Source organism: Aureimonas flava, from assembly GCF_003583935.1.
Lineage (GTDB): Bacteria > Pseudomonadota > Alphaproteobacteria > Rhizobiales > Rhizobiaceae > Aureimonas > Aureimonas flava.
The window spans coordinates 97326-116017 of record NZ_QYRN01000001.1 but is presented as its reverse complement, the minus strand read 5'-3'; the positions used below and the strand labels follow the sequence as shown (position 1 = coordinate 116017).

Annotated in this window: 18 protein-coding genes; 12 read left to right on the top strand and 6 right to left on the bottom strand. The window is 69.6% G+C overall.

All coding sequences use genetic code 11. The features are described from left to right. Positions 1 to 104: 104 nt before the first annotated feature. From D3218_RS00590 to D3218_RS00580, 3 genes are read left to right on the top strand one after another with little or no spacing between them, the layout of a single operon-like run. A complete protein-coding gene (locus D3218_RS00590) occupies positions 105 to 1154 on the top strand; it encodes an ABC transporter permease (RefSeq protein ID WP_119537961.1) in 1050 nt (349 codons plus the stop codon). A gap of 43 nt (positions 1155 to 1197) precedes the next feature. After that, the gene (locus D3218_RS00585) at positions 1198 to 2202 is read left to right on the top strand and encodes a beta/alpha barrel domain-containing protein (RefSeq protein ID WP_210209616.1); all 1005 of its coding nucleotides are present in this window, start codon (positions 1198 to 1200) and stop codon (positions 2200 to 2202) included. Between the two features lie 4 nt (positions 2203 to 2206). Beyond that, positions 2207 to 3238: a carbohydrate kinase family protein gene (locus D3218_RS00580; protein ID WP_119537960.1), complete on the top strand. Its 1032-nt coding sequence runs from the start codon at positions 2207 to 2209 to the stop codon at positions 3236 to 3238. A 19-nt stretch (positions 3239 to 3257) separates the two neighbouring features. Here D3218_RS00580 and D3218_RS00575 read toward each other — a convergent pair whose 3' ends face one another. The 3 genes from D3218_RS00575 to D3218_RS00565 all read right to left on the bottom strand — a co-directional run bounded on the left by D3218_RS00575 (position 3258) and on the right by D3218_RS00565 (position 6634). Beyond that, positions 3258 to 5012, bottom strand: a complete 1755-nt coding sequence (locus D3218_RS00575) for an ABC transporter ATP-binding protein (protein ID WP_119538444.1) — start codon at positions 5010 to 5012, stop codon at positions 3258 to 3260. 139 nt (positions 5013 to 5151) lie between these two features. Then, entirely contained in the window at positions 5152 to 5598 is a 447-nt protein-coding gene (locus tag D3218_RS00570; protein ID WP_119537959.1) for an RbsD/FucU family protein, read from the bottom strand. 10 nt (positions 5599 to 5608) lie between these two features. Beyond that, positions 5609 to 6634, bottom strand: a complete 1026-nt coding sequence (locus tag D3218_RS00565; protein WP_119537958.1) for a hydroxyacid dehydrogenase — start codon at positions 6632 to 6634, stop codon at positions 5609 to 5611. A gap of 171 nt (positions 6635 to 6805) precedes the next feature. Here D3218_RS00565 and D3218_RS00560 point away from each other — a divergent pair, with 171 nt between their 5' ends. The 6 genes from D3218_RS00560 (at position 6806) to D3218_RS00535 (ending at position 12814) form a co-directional block, all read left to right on the top strand. Next, complete coding sequence (locus D3218_RS00560) at positions 6806 to 7858, top strand: Ldh family oxidoreductase (RefSeq protein ID WP_119537957.1); 1053 nt, start codon at positions 6806 to 6808, stop codon at positions 7856 to 7858. Positions 7859 to 7939: 81 nt separating this feature from the next. Then, positions 7940 to 8728: a FadR/GntR family transcriptional regulator gene (locus D3218_RS00555; protein WP_119537956.1), complete on the top strand. Its 789-nt coding sequence runs from the start codon at positions 7940 to 7942 to the stop codon at positions 8726 to 8728. Then, positions 8725 to 9696 (top strand): sialic acid TRAP transporter substrate-binding protein SiaP, encoded by a 972-nt coding sequence (locus tag D3218_RS00550; protein ID WP_119537955.1) that lies wholly within the window; start codon positions 8725 to 8727, stop codon positions 9694 to 9696. Before D3218_RS00555 ends, D3218_RS00550 begins: the two co-directional genes overlap by 4 nt. Positions 9697 to 9799: 103 nt before the next feature. Beyond that, on the top strand, positions 9800 to 10372 hold the full coding sequence (locus D3218_RS00545) for a TRAP transporter small permease (RefSeq protein WP_119537954.1): 573 nt from the start codon (positions 9800 to 9802) through the stop codon (positions 10370 to 10372). A 4-nt stretch (positions 10373 to 10376) separates the two neighbouring features. Further along, on the top strand, positions 10377 to 11783 hold the full coding sequence (locus tag D3218_RS00540; RefSeq protein ID WP_119537953.1) for a TRAP transporter large permease: 1407 nt from the start codon (positions 10377 to 10379) through the stop codon (positions 11781 to 11783). Then, the gene (locus D3218_RS00535; RefSeq protein ID WP_119537952.1) at positions 11780 to 12814 is read left to right on the top strand and encodes an L-idonate 5-dehydrogenase; all 1035 of its coding nucleotides are present in this window, start codon (positions 11780 to 11782) and stop codon (positions 12812 to 12814) included. Before D3218_RS00540 ends, D3218_RS00535 begins: the two co-directional genes overlap by 4 nt. 27 nt (positions 12815 to 12841) lie before the next feature. Here D3218_RS00535 and D3218_RS00530 read toward each other — a convergent pair whose 3' ends face one another. Continuing rightward, positions 12842 to 13978: a siderophore-interacting protein gene (locus D3218_RS00530; protein WP_119537951.1), complete on the bottom strand. Its 1137-nt coding sequence runs from the start codon at positions 13976 to 13978 to the stop codon at positions 12842 to 12844. A 187-nt stretch (positions 13979 to 14165) separates the two neighbouring features. On the opposite strand from D3218_RS00530, the gene D3218_RS00525 reads away from it, so the two are divergent. From D3218_RS00525 to D3218_RS00515, 3 genes are read left to right on the top strand one after another with little or no spacing between them, the layout of a single operon-like run. Continuing rightward, entirely contained in the window at positions 14166 to 15668 is a 1503-nt protein-coding gene (locus D3218_RS00525) for an ABC transporter substrate-binding protein (protein ID WP_119538443.1), read from the top strand. A 14-nt stretch (positions 15669 to 15682) separates the two neighbouring features. Continuing rightward, positions 15683 to 16630 (top strand): ABC transporter permease, encoded by a 948-nt coding sequence (locus D3218_RS00520; RefSeq protein ID WP_119537950.1) that lies wholly within the window; start codon positions 15683 to 15685, stop codon positions 16628 to 16630. Then, a complete protein-coding gene (locus D3218_RS00515) occupies positions 16627 to 17448 on the top strand; it encodes an ABC transporter permease (protein WP_119537949.1) in 822 nt (273 codons plus the stop codon). Before D3218_RS00520 ends, D3218_RS00515 begins: the two co-directional genes overlap by 4 nt. On the opposite strand, the gene D3218_RS00510 is transcribed toward D3218_RS00515, so the two are convergent. Together D3218_RS00510 and D3218_RS00505 are read right to left on the bottom strand one after the other, a co-directional pair. Further along, complete coding sequence (locus tag D3218_RS00510; RefSeq protein WP_119537948.1) at positions 17445 to 18146, bottom strand: endonuclease/exonuclease/phosphatase family protein; 702 nt, start codon at positions 18144 to 18146, stop codon at positions 17445 to 17447. The two genes, D3218_RS00515 and D3218_RS00510, sit on opposite strands and share 4 nt — an antisense overlap. Beyond that, positions 18133 to 18687 (bottom strand): sugar transferase, encoded by a 555-nt coding sequence (locus D3218_RS00505; protein WP_119537947.1) that lies wholly within the window; start codon positions 18685 to 18687, stop codon positions 18133 to 18135. Before D3218_RS00505 ends, D3218_RS00510 begins: the two co-directional genes overlap by 14 nt. Positions 18688 to 18692: the final 5 nt, after the last annotated feature.

Sequence of the window (18692 nt, the reverse complement as noted above, 5' to 3'; positions counted from 1 at the left end):
CCCTCCCCTGACGACGTCGGCGCCGCTCGTGGCGCCGCACCGACCGACGCGGGCTGCCCTCCCGCGTCGGTCGCCTCGACAGCCGCACGGAAAGGGTCGGAACCATGTCCAGCGTCGAACCGGCCGCGAACAACGCGGACGCAGTCGCCCATTTCGCCGAGCAGCGCCGTTCGCCGATGCGCCGGCTGCAGCACCTCCTGCATCAGTATCCGACCGTGGTGCCCTTCGTGGTGCTGATCGCCGGCCTTGCCGTGTTCAGCCTGATCGTGGGCCCGCGCTTCTTCCACCCGTTCAACCTGTCGCTCATCATGCAACAGGTGACGATCATCGCCGTGATCGGCATCGCGCAGACGCTGGTGATCCTCACCGCGGGCATCGACCTGTCGGTCGGCGCGATCATGATCCTCGCCACCGTGGTCATGGGCCGGCTGGCCGTGATGATGGGCGTTCCGGCGGAGCTCGCCTTCTGCATCGGGCTGGGCGTCGGCTTCGCCTGCGGCTTCATCAACGGCCTGCTCATCACCTACGTGAAGCTGCCGCCCTTCATCGTGACACTGGGGAGCTGGAGCATCTTCGGCGCCGTATTCCTCTGGTACAGCGGATCGCAGACGATCCGTGCGCAGGAGGTCGCCGCCGAGGCGCCGTTCCTGCAGCTCACCGCGACCGCCATCCAGGGCGGCGGAGCACGGCTGACCTTCGGCACGGTGTTCACCCTGATCGTCGCGGCGGTCGCCTGGTACATCCTCAACCGCACCGCCTTCGGCCGCCACGTCTATGCCACGGGCGACGACCCCGAGGCCGCACGCCTGTCGGGCATCGACACGCGGCGCGTCCTCTTGGCGGTCTATTCGCTGTCCGGCGTCATCTGCGCGCTCGGCGCCTGGGTGCTGATCGGCCGCGTGGGCGCCATCAGCCCGACCTCGGGGGGCACGGCGAACCTCGACTCGATCACCGCCGTGGTGATCGGCGGAACCTCGCTCTTCGGCGGTCGCGGCTCGATCGTGGGAACGCTGATCGGCGCGCTGATCGTCGGCGTGTTCCGCAACGGTCTCGCCCTCTCCGGCCTCGACGCTCTGTGGCAGGAATTCGCCGTGGGCATCCTGATCATCGTGGCGGTCGGCCTCGACCAGTGGATCCGCAAGGTCTCGTCCTGACCTTTCACCTTTCGTCCTTCGCCTTGTTTCGGAGCGCATACCCATGACCACCGCCAAGACCATGGATCTCAAGCTCGCCCGCATCCGGCGCGGCGAGTACACGCCCAAGGACTTCATCATCGCCGACGCCAAGGACGGCGACATGGCCCTCGGCGTCGGCACGGCCGGTCCCGAGCTCGATGCCGACGGCAAGCCGACGGGGCGCACGCGCCCCCTGAAGGTCTATCGCGACGCGATGGAGGACATGGTCCGGTCCGGGCTCGTGGACGTCATGCTGACGTCCCTGTCGTCGGCGGAGCATCTGCAAGCGCGCGGCGTCTACGGCGATACCGACGTGACGGCCGCCGTGCGTCTCAACGACGGCAGCGACATCTGGCACTGGCGCGGCGCGAACTACAAGCACCTGCCCACCGTGCCCTTCCGCACCGCGCGCCTCGACCGGGTCAAGGCGGTGGCCGACCTCGGCCTCTACGCGATCACCTTCTTCAACGATCTCGACCAGGACCTGCGCACCATCGAAGCCTACGCGAAGTTCCGCGACGAGGCCTCGGCGGCCGGCATGCGGCACTTCCTCGAGGTGTTCAACCCGCAGTTCGAAGTGAAGGCACCGGGATCGGACTTCTTCACCTACAACAACGACGCCATTGCCAAGGTGCTCGCCGGCGTGTCGCGCCACGACCGGCCGGAGTTCCTCAAGGTCGTCTACAATGGACCGAAGGCGACGGAGGACCTCGCCTCGTTCGATCCCGGCAACCTCATCGTCGGCATTCTCGGGGGCGCCTCGTCTACCAACCGCGACACGCTGGAAATGGTGAAGCAGGCCGAGAAATACGGCGCGCGGGTCGCCCTGTTCGGCCGCAAGATCTTCTTCGCCGAGGATTCGCGCGCCATCGTGCGCGCCATGCGCTCGGTGATCGAAGACGGGATCTCCTCCGAGGAGGCGACCAAGGCCTATCACGACCATCTGCAGAAGAACGGCATCCGAGCCAAGAAGCCGCTCGCCGAAGACCTGGAGATCACCGATCCGTCGCTGAAGCTCGGAGCCTGACGCCATGCCGGCGGTTCAGCGGCGCGGTTTTCTGACCGGCGGCACCTGGTGCGCCGACCACAACAAGCTCCTCGACCGCTGGCCGGTCGAGGAAACGGTGACGCGGATCCTGGAGGAGACCGTCGAGGGCGGCGGCTCGGCCTGCAACTTCGGCATCGACATCCGCCGCCTGGACCCGACCATGCCGGTGGCGACCATCGGCTGCGTCGGCGACGACGAGGACGGCCGCGTGCTCCTGCGCTACGCCGACGACAACGGCATCGAGCGCGGCGGCATGCGCGTGATCGCAGGCGGGCGCACCAACTACACCGACGCCTACAGCGCGCGCGACACCGGCAAGCGCACGCACATCTTCCATCAGGGCACCAGCGCCCTGCTCTCGCCCGAGCATTTCGATTTTGCGAGCACCGCGGCGCGCATCTTCCACCTCGGTCTTCCGGGCATTCACGACATCATGGACAACGCCTGGCAGGGCGAGGTGAACGGCTGGGTCGCCACCTTGAAGGCGGCGCGCGCGGCGGGGCTTGAGACGAACTTCGAGCTTCTCCAGATCGCTCCCGAACGTCTGCGCGAGCTGACGGAGCCCTGCCTGCCGCATCTCGATACGCTGGTGATCAACGACTACGAGATCGGCGCCATCACGGGCATGCGCACGACCCGCGACGGCGAGACCGACATGGCCGCCTGCGAGGCGGCCGGGCAGCAGATCATGGAGGCCAGCGCGATCAAGGTCCTGGCGATCCACTTCCCGCGCGCGGCCATCGCCTTCGCGCGCGACGGCGCGCTTCATCGGCACCCGTCGGTGAACGTCCCGCAGTCCGAGGTGCGCGGCGCCAACGGGGCGGGCGACGCCTTCGCCGCGGGCTTCCTCTACGGCCACCACGAGGGCCGGCCGGTGGACGACTGCCTCAAGCTCGCGCATGCGAGCGCAGCCGCCTCGCTGCGCAGCGTCGGCACCACGGGCAGCGTCGAGACCGCGGCCAACTGCCTGGCGCTCGCGGAACGCTGGGGCTGGCGGGCGATGCCCGCCGCCTGAACGCCCCGGACCGGCGGCGCTATTCCGCCGCCGGCCGCTCTCCGGCCTCGCCGCCGTGATGCAGGCGCTCCTGCGCCTCCGTGAGCCGGCGGTACGCGCCGCTCGTCGCCATCAGTTCGGCATGCGACCCGATCTCGGCGATGCGCCCGTCCACCACCACGGCGATCCGGTCCGCGTGGCGGATCGTGGACAGGCGATGGGCGATCACCAGCGTGGTGCGCCCCTTGGCGAGTTCGGCGAGCGAGGCCTGGATCGCGCGCTCCGTCTCCGTGTCCAGCGCCGAGGTGGCCTCATCGAGGATCAAGATCTCGGGGTTCTTCAGGAACATACGGGCGATCGACAGGCGCTGCTTCTGCCCGCCCGAGAGTTTTACGCCACGCTCGCCCACCACCGTATCGAGCCCCTCGGGCAGCGCGGCCACGGTTTCGGTGAGATGCGCGCGCTCCACGGCCTCCACGATCTCCGCCTCCGTGGCGTCGAGCCGGCCATAGGCGACGTTCTCGCGGACGGTGCCGCCGAACAGGAACACGTCCTGCTGCACGATGCCGATGTGGCGACGCAGCGAAGCGAGCGTCAGCGTGCGGATGTCGCGCGCATCGATCAGGATCGCGCCGCCGTCGACATCGTAGAAGCGCGGCACGAGCGAGCAGATCGTGGTCTTGCCGGCCCCCGAGGGCCCGACGAAGGCCACGGTCTCGCCCGGACGGATGTCGAGATCGATTCCCTTGAGGACCGGACGCGAGTCCTTGTAGGCGAAGCGCACGTCGCGGAACGCGATGGCGCCCCGGGCGCCGTCGAGCTCGACGGCACCCGCCGCATCGGCGATCTCGGGCGCCGTGTCGAGGAACTCGGTGTAGCGACGGAAGCCCGCGATGCCCTTGGGATAGGTTTCCAGCACGGCCGCGATCTTCTCCACCGGGCGGAAGAACACGCCGACCAGGAGCAGGAAGCCGACGAAGCCGCCATAGGTGAGCTCGCCGGCCATCACGTACCAGGTGCCGGCCAGCATCACGATGACCTGCGTCAAGCGCATGGTCAGGTAGTTCAGCGACTGGCTGACGGCCATGATGCGGTAGGCGTCGAGCTTGCGGGCGCGATAGCCGACGTTGTTGCGGGCGAAGAGCGCGCGCTCGTGCTCCTCGTTGGCGAAGCTCTTCACCACGCGGATGCCGCCGACGTTCTCCTCGATGCGGGCGTTGAAGTCGCCGATCGAGCCGTAGATCGCCTGCCAGGTCGCGGTCATGCGGCTGCCGTAGCGCGTCGTCACCCAGGAGCCGACCGGCACGACCACGGCGGTGATCAGCGCGAGTTCCACATGGACGGTGAGCATCAGCAGGAAGGCCCCGAGGAACGTCATCACCGCGATGAAGAGATCCTCCGGCCCATGGTGGGCGACCTCGCCGATTTCCTCGAGATCCTTGGTCAGCCGACCCACGAGATGGCCCGTCTTCTGGTTGTCGAAGAAGCCGAAGGAAAGGGTCTGGAGATGCTCGAACGCCTTGCGGCGCATCTCGGTCTCGATGTTGATGCCGAGCATGTGGCCCCAGTAGGTGACCACGGCCATCAGGCCCGTGTTCAGAACGTAGATGGCCAGAAGCCCCGCCGACGCCAGGACGATCAGGCCCCAGTTCCCGCTCGGCAGGAGGTCGTCTACGAAAACCTTCACCGCGATCGGGAAGCCGAGCTCCAGCAGGCCCGCCAGCACGGCGCAGGAAAAGTCGAGCACGAAGAGCCCGCGCCAGGGGGCGTAGTAGGAGAAGAATCGCGCGAGCATGTCTGCCTCATGGACCGGGCGGCGGCGCGGCGACAGGCGCTGCACCGCTCGCTTCGGGCTCGATGTCGGGGGCCCGATGCGCCCCGTGATCGTGCTGTAGGAAACATGACACCGGTCGTCAAATTTCCCCTTCGCATCCTCAGTCGAAGATCACGCCCTTCTTGAAGATGAAGCAGCCGTGAGGCCGCGCCTCGCTGGTGCGAACCACGGCATAGGCCTGCTTGGCGGCCTCGTAGAAGGCGAACCGTTCGACGCGATCGATGGTCACCGCCCGCCCCTCGGCTTCGTCCACCACCGCCTGCATTTCGCGGTGAACGTCGGGCGTGGCGTCCGGGTCACCGACGACGGCCATCAGGCGCACCGGCGCGTCCACGTACGTGTCGAGCGGGAGCAGCGAGAGGATGGCACGCGCCGCCTCGGTCGTGCCTACGCCAGAAAGCTGGACGCAGGTGCCGGTCACCGTCTCGGCCGCGGTGGATTCGGCCGGATAGTTGCGGTCCACCAGCACCAGGTCATCGCCGTGGCCCATCTCCGCCAGGATGGTGAGGAGTTCGGCGGTGACGATCGGCGGAACGGTCTTCAGCATGGGGCAGCCCTCAGCTCTTGGAAACGGGTTTGGAGCGCATGCGCCGGACGGTCTCGCGCTCGGCGCGCCGGGCTCGCGCGGGCGGCAGGCCTCGGTCCATCAGCGCGAGGTCGTCGAGAACGATGTCGCCCATGCGCTGGAAGGCGACCGTAAGCGCGCCGGCGCGATGCGCCGAAAGCAGCATGTTGGGCGTGGAGCGCACCGGATCGTCCGCCGCGGGCGGCTCGTCGGGGAACACGTCGGTCGCCACCTTGATCCGCCCGCTCGCCGCCGCCTCGCGCATGGCGTCGAAATCGACGATGCCGGCGCGGCTGAGAAGGACGAAGGCCGCACCTGGCTTCATCGCGGCGAAGGCATCGGCGTCGAACAGGTGCTGGTTGTCCGCCGTCACGGAGGCGGTGACGAAGACGGTGTCGGCGCCGGAGAGAAGCGCGTCCAGAGACACCGCTTCGACGCCGTGGTCGGCGAGGATGGAATCGGGAAGCCACGGGTCGTGGACGAGCACTTTTGCGCGAAAGCCCGCCAGGAGACGGTTGAGGCAGCGCCCGAGGTCGCCGAAGCCGACGATGCCGACGCGCGAGCTAGAGAGAAGCTGGGCCGACCCGTTGCCGTCGAGGCCCCAGACCTCGTCGCCGCGCCGAAAATCGGCGTCGGCCTGCGCGATCTGCCGATGCAGCGAAAGGGCCATGCCGAGCCCGATCTCCGCCACCGGCTCGGCAAAGACCGAACTCGTGACCAGAACGTGGATGCCGCGCTCGAAGCAGCGCTCGTAGGGCATGTTGTCGGTGAAGTTGCCTTCAACGTTCACGATGGCGCGCAGCCCCGTCATCGCGGCGAGGAGCGCGTCCGAAAGGTCGGGCTGGCCGACGAGGTAGCGGGCGCGCGCAAGGGTATCGGGCGGCAGAGCCTCCAAGGCGCCGGCCGTCGTTTCCAGGATGTCGTACCGTTCCCGGAAGCGCGCCAGCGCGTCGGGCGTGAAGATCATCTCCAGCGTGCGCGGATGCGGCGCGGCGATCACCAAGGGCCGTTCGCTCATTCGTCCTCCCCACGAGCCGGCCCGAGGCATCAGCCCGTCGCCCTGCGATAGCGCCGATCGCCGCCGATCTCAAACGGCTTCTCCCGTCGTCCCCACCGTCCGATGGCGTTTGCGCGGCACGCCGCAATCGGGCTACGGCAGGGGGCACGGCATCATCGGGAGGAAACGGACATGACGAGCGCGATCCTGGTCGAGGCGGCACAACTCGAGGCGAGCGTCAGGGCCGCGCTGGAGGGCGCCGGCGCCTCGGCGCAATCCGTCGACGCGACGACGCGGGCGCTGATGCACGCCTCGCGCGTCGGCGTCGACAGCCACGGGGTGCGCCTCGTCCCGCACTACTGCAAGGTCATGGCGGGCGGGCGCGTCAACCCGCGGCCGGACGTCACCGCCCGGCGCACGGCGGCGGCGACCGGCACGGTGGACGGCGACCACGGGCTCGGCCATCTCACGAGCTACCGCGCGGCCGAGTTCGCCGTGGAACTGGCGCGCGAGAGCGGGATCGGCGCGGTGGGCGCGATCCGCTCGTCGCATCTCGGCGCGGCCGGCGCCTATGCAATGGCGATCGCCGAGGCCGGCATGATCGGCTTCGCCACCACCAACACCGATTCGGTGGTGGGCCTGTTCGACGGCACGCGGGCCTTCCACGGCACGAACCCCCTCGCCTTCGCCGCGCCGGTGGCGGGCGACAAGCCGTGGCTGCTCGACATGGCGACCTCCTCGATCCCGATGAACCGCGTGCTCCTCTACCGCTCGCTCGGCCAGATGCTGCCGGCGGGCGTCGCCGCCGACCCGCAGGGGCTCGCGACACGCGACCCCAAGGAGGCCGACATGCTGCTGCCGCTCGGCGGCGAGGGCTACGGGTTCAAGGGTGCGGCGCTCGCCGGCGTCGCCACCCTCCTTACCGGCATCCTGAACGGCACGACGCTTGACCCGGACTTCATCCCGATGGTCGGCGACGTGGATGTGTCGACCCCGCGCAACATGGGTCACTTCTTCCTGGCGATCGACCCCGAACGTTTCGCCGGGGCGGCGGTCTTCGCCGACGGGATGCGGCGATACCTCGACGCCCTGCGCGCGGTTCCGCCCGTGGACGGCGGACGGGTGATGGCGCCGGGCGATCGCGAATGGGACGTGGAGGCACGGCGGGCGCAGGAGGGCATACCGGTGGACCCCGATACGGCCGCGTTCCTCGGGCTGCGAGGCGCGCCCCAAGACGCCGCTTGACGAAGCCGAGGCGGCGCGACATTGTCTGGCTAATTGGTCAGATCAATTGGCCAGAGCACGGCTGGGGAGGGCTGCTGCATCGTGCCCCTCGAAGCCATCGAGCCCCGTCGCCTCTACCGCCAGGTCGCCGACCAGCTCCGCCTCCTGATCGAGTCGGGGGAATACGGCGTCGGCGACCGACTGCCCACCGAGCGCGATCTCGCCGAACGGCTCGCCATCTCGCGCCCGACCGTGCGCGAGGCGCTGATCGCGCTCGAGGTGGAAGGGCGCATCCGCATCCGCGTCGGCTCCGGCATCTACGTGACCGCGCCGCCGGCGGAGACCCCGGTGCCCGGCGAGATCGAGGGCCCCTTCGAACTTCTGCACGCGCGCGAGCTGATCGAGAGCTCGCTGGCACGCGAGGCGGCGCGAAAGGCGACGCCGGAGGACGTGGCGGCGCTGGACACCGTGCTCGCCCGGATGGACGCCGGACGGCACCCCTCGCCGGAGACGATCGCGCTGGACCGCGAGTTCCACGTCTCGGTTGCGCGCATCCTCGGCAACGCCGTGGTCACGCGCTTCGTGGGCGAGCTCTTCGATCAGCGGATGACGCCCTACTTCGCGCGGCTGTCGCAGTATTTCGAGAACGGACAGACGTGGCGCGTCGCCCATGCCGAGCACCGCACGGTGCGCGACGCCATCGCGGCGGGCGATCCGGAAGCCGCCGAGGCAGCGATGCGCCGGCATCTGCAGCAGTCGCAGATCCGCTTTCAGCACAGTTTCGGCGAGGACGCCGGTATCGGGAGGGTCGGCGGGAGGACGCCGGCCAAGTCTGCAGCGCGGCGCGCGGCCAAGACCGGCGCCCGGTCCAACGGGAGGAATGACGCATGATGAAGGCAACCTGGGCGCTCGGCGCCCTCGCCGCCGTGACGCTGATGTCCGGCACGGCCACGGCTCAGACCAAGCTGACGTGGGGCCACGTCTACGAGGTGACGGAGCCCTTCCACACCGAATCCGTCTGGGCGGCGGACGAGATCAAGAAGCGGACCGACGGCCGCTACGAGATCGCCGTCTTCCCGGCCTCGCAGCTCGGCAAGGAAGCCGATCTGAACCAGGGCCTGACGCTAGGCACCGTCGACATCATCATCTCCGGCTCGAGCTTCGCCTCGCGCGAATACGCGCCGATCGGCGTGACCTACTACCCCTACATCTTCCGCAACCCCGAGCATCTCCTCGCCTACACCAAGAGCGACGTCTTCCGGAAACTGGCGGCGGGCTACGAAGAGGAATCGGGCCATCACATCGCGGCGGTCACCTACTACGGGACGCGCCACACCACGGCGAACAAGGACATCAAGACCTGCGCCGACCTCCAGGGCGTGAAGATGCGCGTGCCGGACGTGCCGGCCTATCTCGCCATGCCGCGCGCCTGCGGCGCCAACACCGCGCCGATCGCCTTCGCCGAGGTCTATCTCGCCCTCCAGAACGGTACGGTCGAGGCGCAGGAGAATCCGCTCACCACCATCGAGGCCAAGAAGTTCGACGAGGTCCAGAAGACCATCGCCCTGACCGGCCACATCGTGGACCACCTCAACACGGTGATCTCGCAGAGCCGCTGGGCCTCGCTCTCCGACGAGGACAAGCAGATCTTCACCGACGTGATGCTGGAGGCCGCCGAGCGCGCCACCAAGATCGTGCAGGAGCGCGAGGCGAAGCTCGTGCAGACCTTCAAGGACAAGGGCCTGAACGTCGTCGAGGTCGACAAGGCCGACTTCGAGAAGAACGTGAAGGAGAAGTCCCCGCTGGAGACCTACGGCTACAACCAGGCCGATTACGACGCGATCCGCGCCGTCCAGTAACGCCCAGCCGCCGCGCCCCTCCGCCGGAGGGGGCGCGGCAGCCCCTGCCACCCGTTACCGCGCCGATTGTCAGGCGAGGCCCCCGGTCTCGCGAGGAACCGCCATGGCCCAAGAGCACCACACGCAGACGACGCCGGAAGAGATCGCCCACGCCTTCGAGGACGCGGAGCCGACGGCGGACCTGTCGCCCTACGCCGTCGAGGACTGGTTGACGCTCGCCGTCTTCTGGGGAATGGCGCTGTGCGTCTTCCTCCAGTTCTTCACCCGCTACGTCCTCAACAACAGCTTGGCCTGGACCGAGGAGATCGCGATCAACTGCCTGGTCGTGGTGGTGTTCCTGGGCGCCGTCGCCTGCGTGCGCCTCTCGCGCCACATCCAGGTGGACGTGCTCTACCACTACATCCCGCCGGGCGTCGCGCGGATGCTTTCCGTGCTGGTCGACGTGGTGCGGATCGGCTTCTTCGCCTACGCGTCCTACCTCCTGTGGCGCTACGTCAACATCGTCTCGCGCGAGCGGATGGTCACGGTCGACCTGCCGCGCTCGATCGTCTTCTATTCGGTGTTCGCCGCATTCGTGCTAATGCTCGTCCGCTCGATCCAGGTGGCCTGGGCCAACTGGCGCCGCGGCTATTCGGTTCTCGAGCGCCCCGGCGCCTTCGACGGTTCGGCGGAGTGATCCCGTGCTGCTTCTGATCGGTGCCTTCCTCGTCCTGATGGTCGTGGGCCTTCCCGTCGCCATCTCCATGTTCGTCGCCTCGGGCCTCTATCTCGCGGTCTACGGCGTCGCGCCCGACATCATCATCGCCCAGCGCATGATGGCCGGTGTCGAGAGCTTTCCCCTGCTCGCCGTGCCCTTCTTCATCCTGGCCGGCAACCTGATGAATATCGCGGGTGTGACCGGGCGCATCTACTCCTTCGCCGTCGCCCTGGTCGGCTGGATGAAGGGCGGTCTCGCCCAGGTGAACATCATCGGCTCGGTGATCTTCTCGGGCATGTCCGGCACCGCGCTGGCGGACGCCGCCGGCATCGGCACGATCGAGATCAAGGCGATGCGGGACCACGGCTACCCGGTGGACGCGGCGGTCGGCGTCACCGCCGCCTCGGCGACGCTCGGGCCGATCTTCCCGCCGTCCCTGCCCTTCGTGATCTACGGCATGATGGCCAACGTCTCGATCGGCGCGCTGTTCATGGCCGGCATCATTCCCGGCCTGGTGATGACGGTGCTGATGATGATCACGGTCGCCGTGTTCGCCTATCGCCGGGGATGGGGCTCAGACACGCCTTTCGAGATCCGCCGCCTCCTGTCCGCCTCGTTCGAGATCCTGATCGTCGCCGCCTTCCCGGTCTCGGTCTACGTGCTGGTGCATCTCGGCGTCTCGCTGAACCTTGCGGTGCTGATCGCGCTGGCCGCCCTCGTGGCGCTCGACTGGTACTACGATTTCGCGGCCGTGATGGCGCTGATGACGCCGGTGATCCTGATCGGCGGCATGACCATGGGCTGGTTCACGCCCACGGAGGCGGCGGTCGCCGCCGTGATCTGGTCGCTCTTCCTCGGTCTCGTGCGCTATCGCAGCATGACATTCCGCACGCTGGCCAAGGCGAGCTTCGACACGATCGAGACCACGGCCTCGGTGCTGTTCATCGTCACCGCGGCCTCCGTCTTCGCCTGGCTCCTCACCGTCAGCCAGGCGGCGCAGGCGATGTCGGACCTGATCCTCTCGATCACCGACAACCCTTGGGTCTTCCTGATCCTCGTGAACATCCTGCTGCTCGTGATCGGCTGCTTCCTCGACACGATCGCGGCCATCACGATCGTCGTGCCGATCCTCCTGCCGATCGCCTTGCGCCTGGGCATCGACCCGGTGCATTTCGGCCTGATCCTGACCCTGAACCTGATGATCGGACTGCTTCACCCGCCGCTCGGCATGGTGCTGTTCGTCCTGTCGCGGGTCGCCAAGCTATCGGTCGAGCGAACGACCATGGCGATCCTTCCCTGGCTGATACCGCTGTTCGTAGCACTGCTGGTCATCACCTTCTTCCCCATAGTAACGCTCTGGCTTCCGACGCAGATGGGACTGATCCAATGAACACCGCGCGCGCAGCGACGATCTTCAGCGCAGAGGACCTTCGGGTCGTGGACCGCGAACTGGGCGCGCTGGCGCCGGGCCTCGTTCGCATCCGCTTCGGGGCCGGCGGCATCTGCGGCTCCGACATGCACTACTTCCGCCACGGCAAGACGGGCGACTACGTCGTGCGCGAGCCCCTGGTGCTCGGTCACGAGATCTCGGGCGTGGTGGAGGCCGTGGGCTCGGACGTCACCGGCCTCGCGCCCGGCACCCGCGTCGCCGTCAATCCGTTCCGCCCGTGCGGGCATTGCGCCCGCTGCAGCGAAGGCCGGCCCAACCTGTGCGAGAACGTGTTCTTCATGGGCTCCGCGTCGAAGAACCCGCACATGCAGGGCGGCTTCTCGTCCTATTTCGACACCACGCCGGGCCAATGCGTTCCGGTGCCCGACCACGTGGCGATCGAGGCTGCAGCCCTGGCCGAGCCTCTGGCGGTCTGCCTGCACGCGGTGAAGCGGGCCGGCGATCTGACCGGCGCGTCGGTGGCGATCGTGGGTGCGGGGCCGATCGGCCTGTTCACGCTCCTGTCCGCCCGGCTGAAGGGCGCGGAGCGGATCACGGTGGTCGACATGGCGGCCGCTCCCCTCGCCTTCGCCAGCAAGCTCGGCGCCGACGAGGTGGTCGATCTGTCGAAGGATGCGGACGGCTTCTCCAAGATCACGCCGCCCGACGTCGTGTTCGAGGTCTCCGGCACGCCGGCCGGTCTGTCCTCAGCCATCCAGAACGTGCGTCGCGGCGGCATCGTGGTCCAGGTCGGCAACCTGGCCGCCGGCCCGCTGCCGATCCCGGCCAACTCGGTGATGTCGAAGGAGCTCGACCTGCGCGGCTCGTTCCGCTTCGACGCGGAGTTCGCCGAGGCGGTCGGCCTGATCTCCGAAGGCAAGGTCGACGTCCTGTCGATCGTCACGGCACGCCGGCCCCTCGCCGAGGCGCCGGACGCCTTCCGTCTGGCGCTCGACCGGAGCCAGAGCGTCAAGGTCGTACTGACGGCCTGATCGCCTTCGAGGCGTGGGCCGCCCGGCCTACGCCTCGTCGTCGGCGCTGGCGTCGTCGTCCTGCCGTGCGCCGCGCCGCCAGTAGGCCACCACGAGGTGCTGCGTCTTGCGCAGGCCGAGATCCTTGCGGCAGAAGCGCCGGATCGCCTTGAACGCCTCGAACTCGCAGCCGGCCCAGACGAAGGGCGGCGGGCTGCCGGGGGAGACGGCCGTGCGAGCCGCGTCCTCCAGAAGCGTCGTCGTGCCGGCCGGCGCGCCGTCGCGGTGCAGCCAGCGCAGCGCGATCCCCTCCGGGTGGCGCAGCGCCTGCTCCTCGGCCGGACCGCCAACCTCGATGAACGCCTGTCCCCGCGCGTTCGCAGGCATCTCTTCCAGGATACGCGCGATGGCCGGCAAGGCGGTCTCGTCTCCGAGGAAGAGATAGTCGTCCGCCTGGCCGGCGTCGCCGCCGCCCGGCCCGAGCATGCCGACGAGCTCGCCCGGCTGCGCCTCGCGCGACCAGCGGCACCCGGCGCCCGGCGGATCGTGCAGGACGACGTCGATATCGACATGGCCCGCCGGCGCGTCGATGCGGCGGATCGTGTAGACGCGGGTGACGAGTTCGTCCTCGCCCTCCGGCCAGACCGGAAGCGCCGCCGGACCCGCGTGGGGCCAGACCGGCGCCCGCCCCTTCGGCGGAAACAGGAGGCGCACGTGGAGGCCGCCGGTGGCGAACCGCGCAAGATCCCGCCCCGCCAGCCGCACGCGGCGCATATGGGGGCTGAGCTGCTGCGACGAGACCACCCGCATCTCGCGAAAATGGGCCAGCTCGCGCGTGTCGGCACCGTCGCCCGCCCAGACCAGCGGCGGGCATGCCTCGCCCAGGATATGCTGGACGTAGTAGGCCACGACGCCTTTGGCGACGCCGTGCCGCCCGGCTTCCGTGCCCTCGACGACCACCCGCAGCGTCTCCCCGGAGAAGCTGAGGCGCGTGTCGCAGTCGTAGATCACCAGCCGCGTCTCGCTGTCGGGACCGACGGCCGGCTCGACATCCTCGTCGAGATGTTCCAGGAAATGGCGCAGGAACCCCTCGCGGTCGGCCACCGGAACGGACAGGCGGGAGCACAGCCGGGGCGTTGCGTCTCCGGCGTCGGTCGGCTGCGCGCTTGGTTCGATCTGGTCCATCGCCGCTCCTTTTCGATGGCCCGGCCTACGATTTGTGGATCGCCCTCGTCAAGTTTGACGGGAGGGGCATCGCCTGCCTTTCTTCGCAGCGCACTCTCGACTTTCGCAATCGCCTATGGTGCCTATGGCCGCCCCGAAACAGCACCGAGGCGCGCGGCTTCGCGAAGGGAGATCCACAGGCATGCCGATGCTTTCGTCCCGCCTCCTGCGAACGGCCGCCGCCGCCGCGCTGACGCTTCTGGCGTTGGCCGCCCAGGCCACTGCGGAGCCGCGCGACACCATCACGCTCGCCATGTCCATCGAGCCCGCCGGGCTCGATCCGACGATCGCCGCGCCGGCCGCGATCGGCCAGGTGGTCTGGCAGAACGTGTTCGAGGGGCTGACGCGCATCGACGCCGACGGCAAGGTCCTGCCGCAACTGGCCGAGAGCTGGGCCGTTTCGGAGGATGGGAGGACGATCACCTTCCGCCTGCGCGCGAACGTCGCCTTCCACAACGGCGCCGCGTTCGATTCGGCGAGCGCCCTGTTCACGCTCGATCGCGCACGGGGCGAGACCTCCACCAACCCGCAGAAGCAGTTCTTCCAGGTCATCGACCGGATCGAGACGCCGGACGCCGCGACGCTGGTCCTCCATCTCAAGGAACCGTCGGGCAACCTTCTCTACCGGCTCGCCTGGCCGGCCGCCGTGATGGTGGAGCCCGGCTCGGCCGACACCAACCGCTCGCAGCCGATCGGAACCGGTCCCTTCCGCTTCGCCGAGTGGCGTCCGGGCGACCGCGTCCGCCTGGAGCGGGCGGACAGCTACTGGGACGAGGCCCACCGCCCGGCCCTCCGGCAGGCCGAGTTCCGCTTCATCGCGGACGCACAGGCGCAGGCGGCGGCGATCCGCGCGGGCGACGTCGACGCCATTCCCGAGTTCGGCGCGCCCGAACTCTACCGGAGTTTCGAGGCCGACCCGCGCCTTGCCAGCGTGGTCGGCAACACCGAGCTGAAGGTGGTCGCCGGCATGAACGCGCGCCGCAAGCCCTTCGACGATCCGCGGGTGCGCCGCGCCCTGATGATGGCGGTGGACCGGGCCGGCCTCGTGGAGGCGGCGATGAGCGGATACGGCCACCCGATCGGCAGCCACTACACGCCGAACGACCCCGGCTATCGCGACCTGACCGGCGTCGCGCCCTACGATCCGGAGGCGGCCAAGGCGCTGCTCACCGAGGCGGGCTTTCCCGACGGCTTCCGAGCCACGATCCGCACGCCGCAGATGACCTACGCCACGCGCTCGTCCGAAATCCTGCAGGCTCTGCTGGCCGAGGTCGGCGTGACGCTGGACATCGTGCCGACGGAATTTCCGGCGGTGTGGGTCGACCAGGTGCTCAACGGCCACGACTTCGACATGACCATCGTCGCCCATGCCGAACCGATGGACATCGGCATCTATGCGCGGCCCGACTACTACTTCGGGTATCACAGCGAGGCCTTCGACCGCGAGAACCGGGAAGCCGAACGCGCCACCGACGAGGCGGCGCGTCTGGCACACTACGGACGCGCGCAGGAGATTCTGGCCGAGGACGTGCCGGCCCTATACCTCTTCGTGATGCCCAAGCTCGGCCTCTGGGACAAGCGCCTCACCGGTCTCTGGGCCGACGAGCCCATTCCGTCCAACGACCTGACCGACGTCCGTTGGGCGCCGTGAGCTGATCCATCGCGTTGGCGGGCCTCCTTCTCCGGCGGATCCTTGGGCTCGGCGCCCTTCTCGTCGTCGTGTCGCTGCTGGTGTTCGTCGCGTTCGACCTGCTGCCGGGCGATCCGGCGGCGGTGATGCTGGGAACCTCGGCGAGGCCCGACACGCTGGCCGCGCTGCGGGCCGAGCTCGGCCTCGACCGGCCCGTGCTCCTGCGCTGGCTCGCATGGCTCGGCGGAGCGCTCACGGGCGATTTCGGACGCTCCCTGACCTACGGCATGCCGGTCTCGGGACTGATCGCGCAGCGGATGGCCGTGACGCTGCCGCTGGCCGTGATGGCGCTCGCCCTCGCGCTCGCGCTGGGTCTTTGCGCCGGCTTTCTGGCCGCGCGTCGTCCGGGCGGGCTGACGGACAGGCTCGCCGTGGTCTTCGCGCAGGCAGGCATGGCGGTGCCGAACTTCTGGATCGGGCTGCTTCTGATCCTGGTCTTCGCCACCACGCTCGGCTGGATGCCGGCCGGCGGCTTTCCCGGCTGGGCAGCCGGCACGGGCGCGGCCCTCGGTTCGCTGGTGCTCCCGGCCACGGCGCTGGCGCTGCCGCAGGCGGCCGTGCTCTGCCGGGTCGCGCGCGGCGCGCTTCTGGAGACGGCGGGCGAGGACTTCCTTCGCACCGCGCGCGCCAAGGGCCTGTCGCACACGGCGGCCCTGCTGCGCCACGGCGCGCCCAACGCGCTGCCGCCGATCCTCACCGTCGTCGGCTTCCAGTTCGCCTTCCTGATCGCGGGTGCGGTGCTGGTGGAGAACGTCTTCGCCTTGCCGGGACTGGGTCAGCTCGCCTACCAGGCACTGGCACAGCGGGATCTCGTGACGCTGCAGGCGGTGGCCCTGCTGCTGGCCGCCGGCGTCGTCGTCGTGAACGCCGCCGTCGATCTCGTCCAGGTCTGGATCGACCCGCGCGCGAGGTCGCCGTCGTGAGGGCCGGGCGCGGCCGGGCGCGTCTTGCCTTCGGCGGCGCGATCGTCGCGACGCTCGTGGCGGCCGCGGCGGTCGCTCCGTTCTGGACGCCGTCGCCCGTGCCCCTGCGGCTGCGCCTCGCCGAACGGTTGGAGGCGCCCCTGGCGAGCGGGCTTCTGGGCACGGATCAGCTCGGCCGCGACGTGCTTTCGCTCCTGATGCTGGGGGCCGGCACCAGCCTCGCCACCGCGCTGGTCGCCGTGCTGATCGGCGCCGCGCTGGGCGGGCTGGTCGGGCTCGCGGCGGCCGAGGTCGGCGGGCGCGCGGGCGGCGCCCTGATGCGCGGCGCGGACGTCCTGTTCGCCTTCCCGCCCATCCTGTCGGCGATGATGCTGGCAGCGGCGCTCGGCACCGGCTTCTGGAGCGCCACCGCCGCCATCGCGCTGTTCACGCTTCCCGTCTTCGCGCGCGTGACGCGGGCGACCACGCTCTCGGTGCTCGGGCGCGACTTCGTGACCGCAGCGCGCGCCCTCGGCCGGACCGGGCCGGCGATCGCGCGGTTCCATGTCCTGCCGAACATCGCGGGCACCCTGGCGATCCAGGTGTCGCTCCAGATGGGGCTGGCGATCCTGACCGAAGCCGGGCTCGGCTATCTCGGGCTCGGCCGTCGGCCGCCAACGCCCTCCTGGGGGCGCATGCTGGCGGACGCGCAGACCTATATGGGCTCGGCGCCCTGGCTGGCGCTGGCGCCCGGCTGCGCCATCGCGCTGGCCGTTCTCGGCTTCAACCTGATCGGCGACGGGCTTCGCGACCGCCTCGACCCGAGAAGCCGCCGCTAGAAGCGTAAGTCCGCGACCAGCGGCAGATGGTCGGACGCGGGCGCGGCGTCCCGTCGGGCTGCCACGGCATGGAGCGCGACGCCGCGCGAGGCATAGAGCCGGTCGAGGCCGGCGAAGGGCCGTCGCACAGGCCAGGTCGGCACCGGCTCGTGCACCGGCAACGCCGCCGAAAGGGCGGCGTGGACCGGGCCGCGCCGGCGCCATTCGTTGAAGTCGCCGAGCGCCACCGTGGGCATGTCCGGCCGGACGAGACCCGCCACGAACGCCGCCTGCCGAGGCCGTGCGCGCGGATCGAGCCCGAAATGCGCCACGACCACGCGAAGCCGTCCCAACGGCGTCGCGACCACCGCCTCGATCGCCGCGCGCGGCTCCAAGCCCGGCCCCGGCAGGGCGTGGACCTCGGCCTGTTCGATCGGATGGCGCGACCAGAGCACATGGCCGTATTCGCGCCCCGGCGCGCCGAACAGGTGAGCCTCGACCAGATGGCCGCCCAACACCGCCCGCACCCGCTCGAACGCGTCGGGTAGACGCCGCAGATGCGTGCGCCCGTCCACCTCCTGAAGGGCGAGGATGTCCGCCTCCAGGCTCGCGACGACGCGGAAGCTGCGTTCGGGATCGGGCTGCCGCCCCTCACCGATGAAGCCGTGCAGGTTCCAGCTCGCGACGCGAAGGCGCTCAAGCCCGTCAGGTGCCGACACGGTCCCCCCGCCCCTTGCCCGTCACCGTCTGGAGGATCAGCGCCAGGTCGCCGCCGAAGCTGCGCGTCGCGAGGTATTGCGCATCCACCTCGGCCAACCTCTCCGGCCGCGACATGTCGATCCCGTGAACCTGGGCGAGGCCGGTGATGCCGGGACGCAGCGCGAAGACGCCGCGCGCGCGCCGTGCCGCGATCACCTCGTCCTGCACCGGCAGCGAGGGACGCGGGCCGACCAGGCTCATCTCGCCGCGCAGGACGTTCCAGAGCTGGGGCAGTTCGTCCAGCTTCCACTTGCGCAGGAAGGCCCCGAGCCGGGTCACGGCCGCCGACGGCGTCTCGTGCGAGGCGGCGGAAACGGTGCCCTGGCGCATGGTCCGCAGCTTGTAGCAGGTGAAGACGCGCTCCGCCCGACCGACCCGCGCCTGCGCGAAGATGCCCGGCCCTGAACTGTCTCGCCGAACCAGCGCGGCGAGGAGCAGGATCACGGGACCGAACACGATAAGGCCGGCAACGCTTGCCAGAATGTCGAACACACGCTTCATGGAAG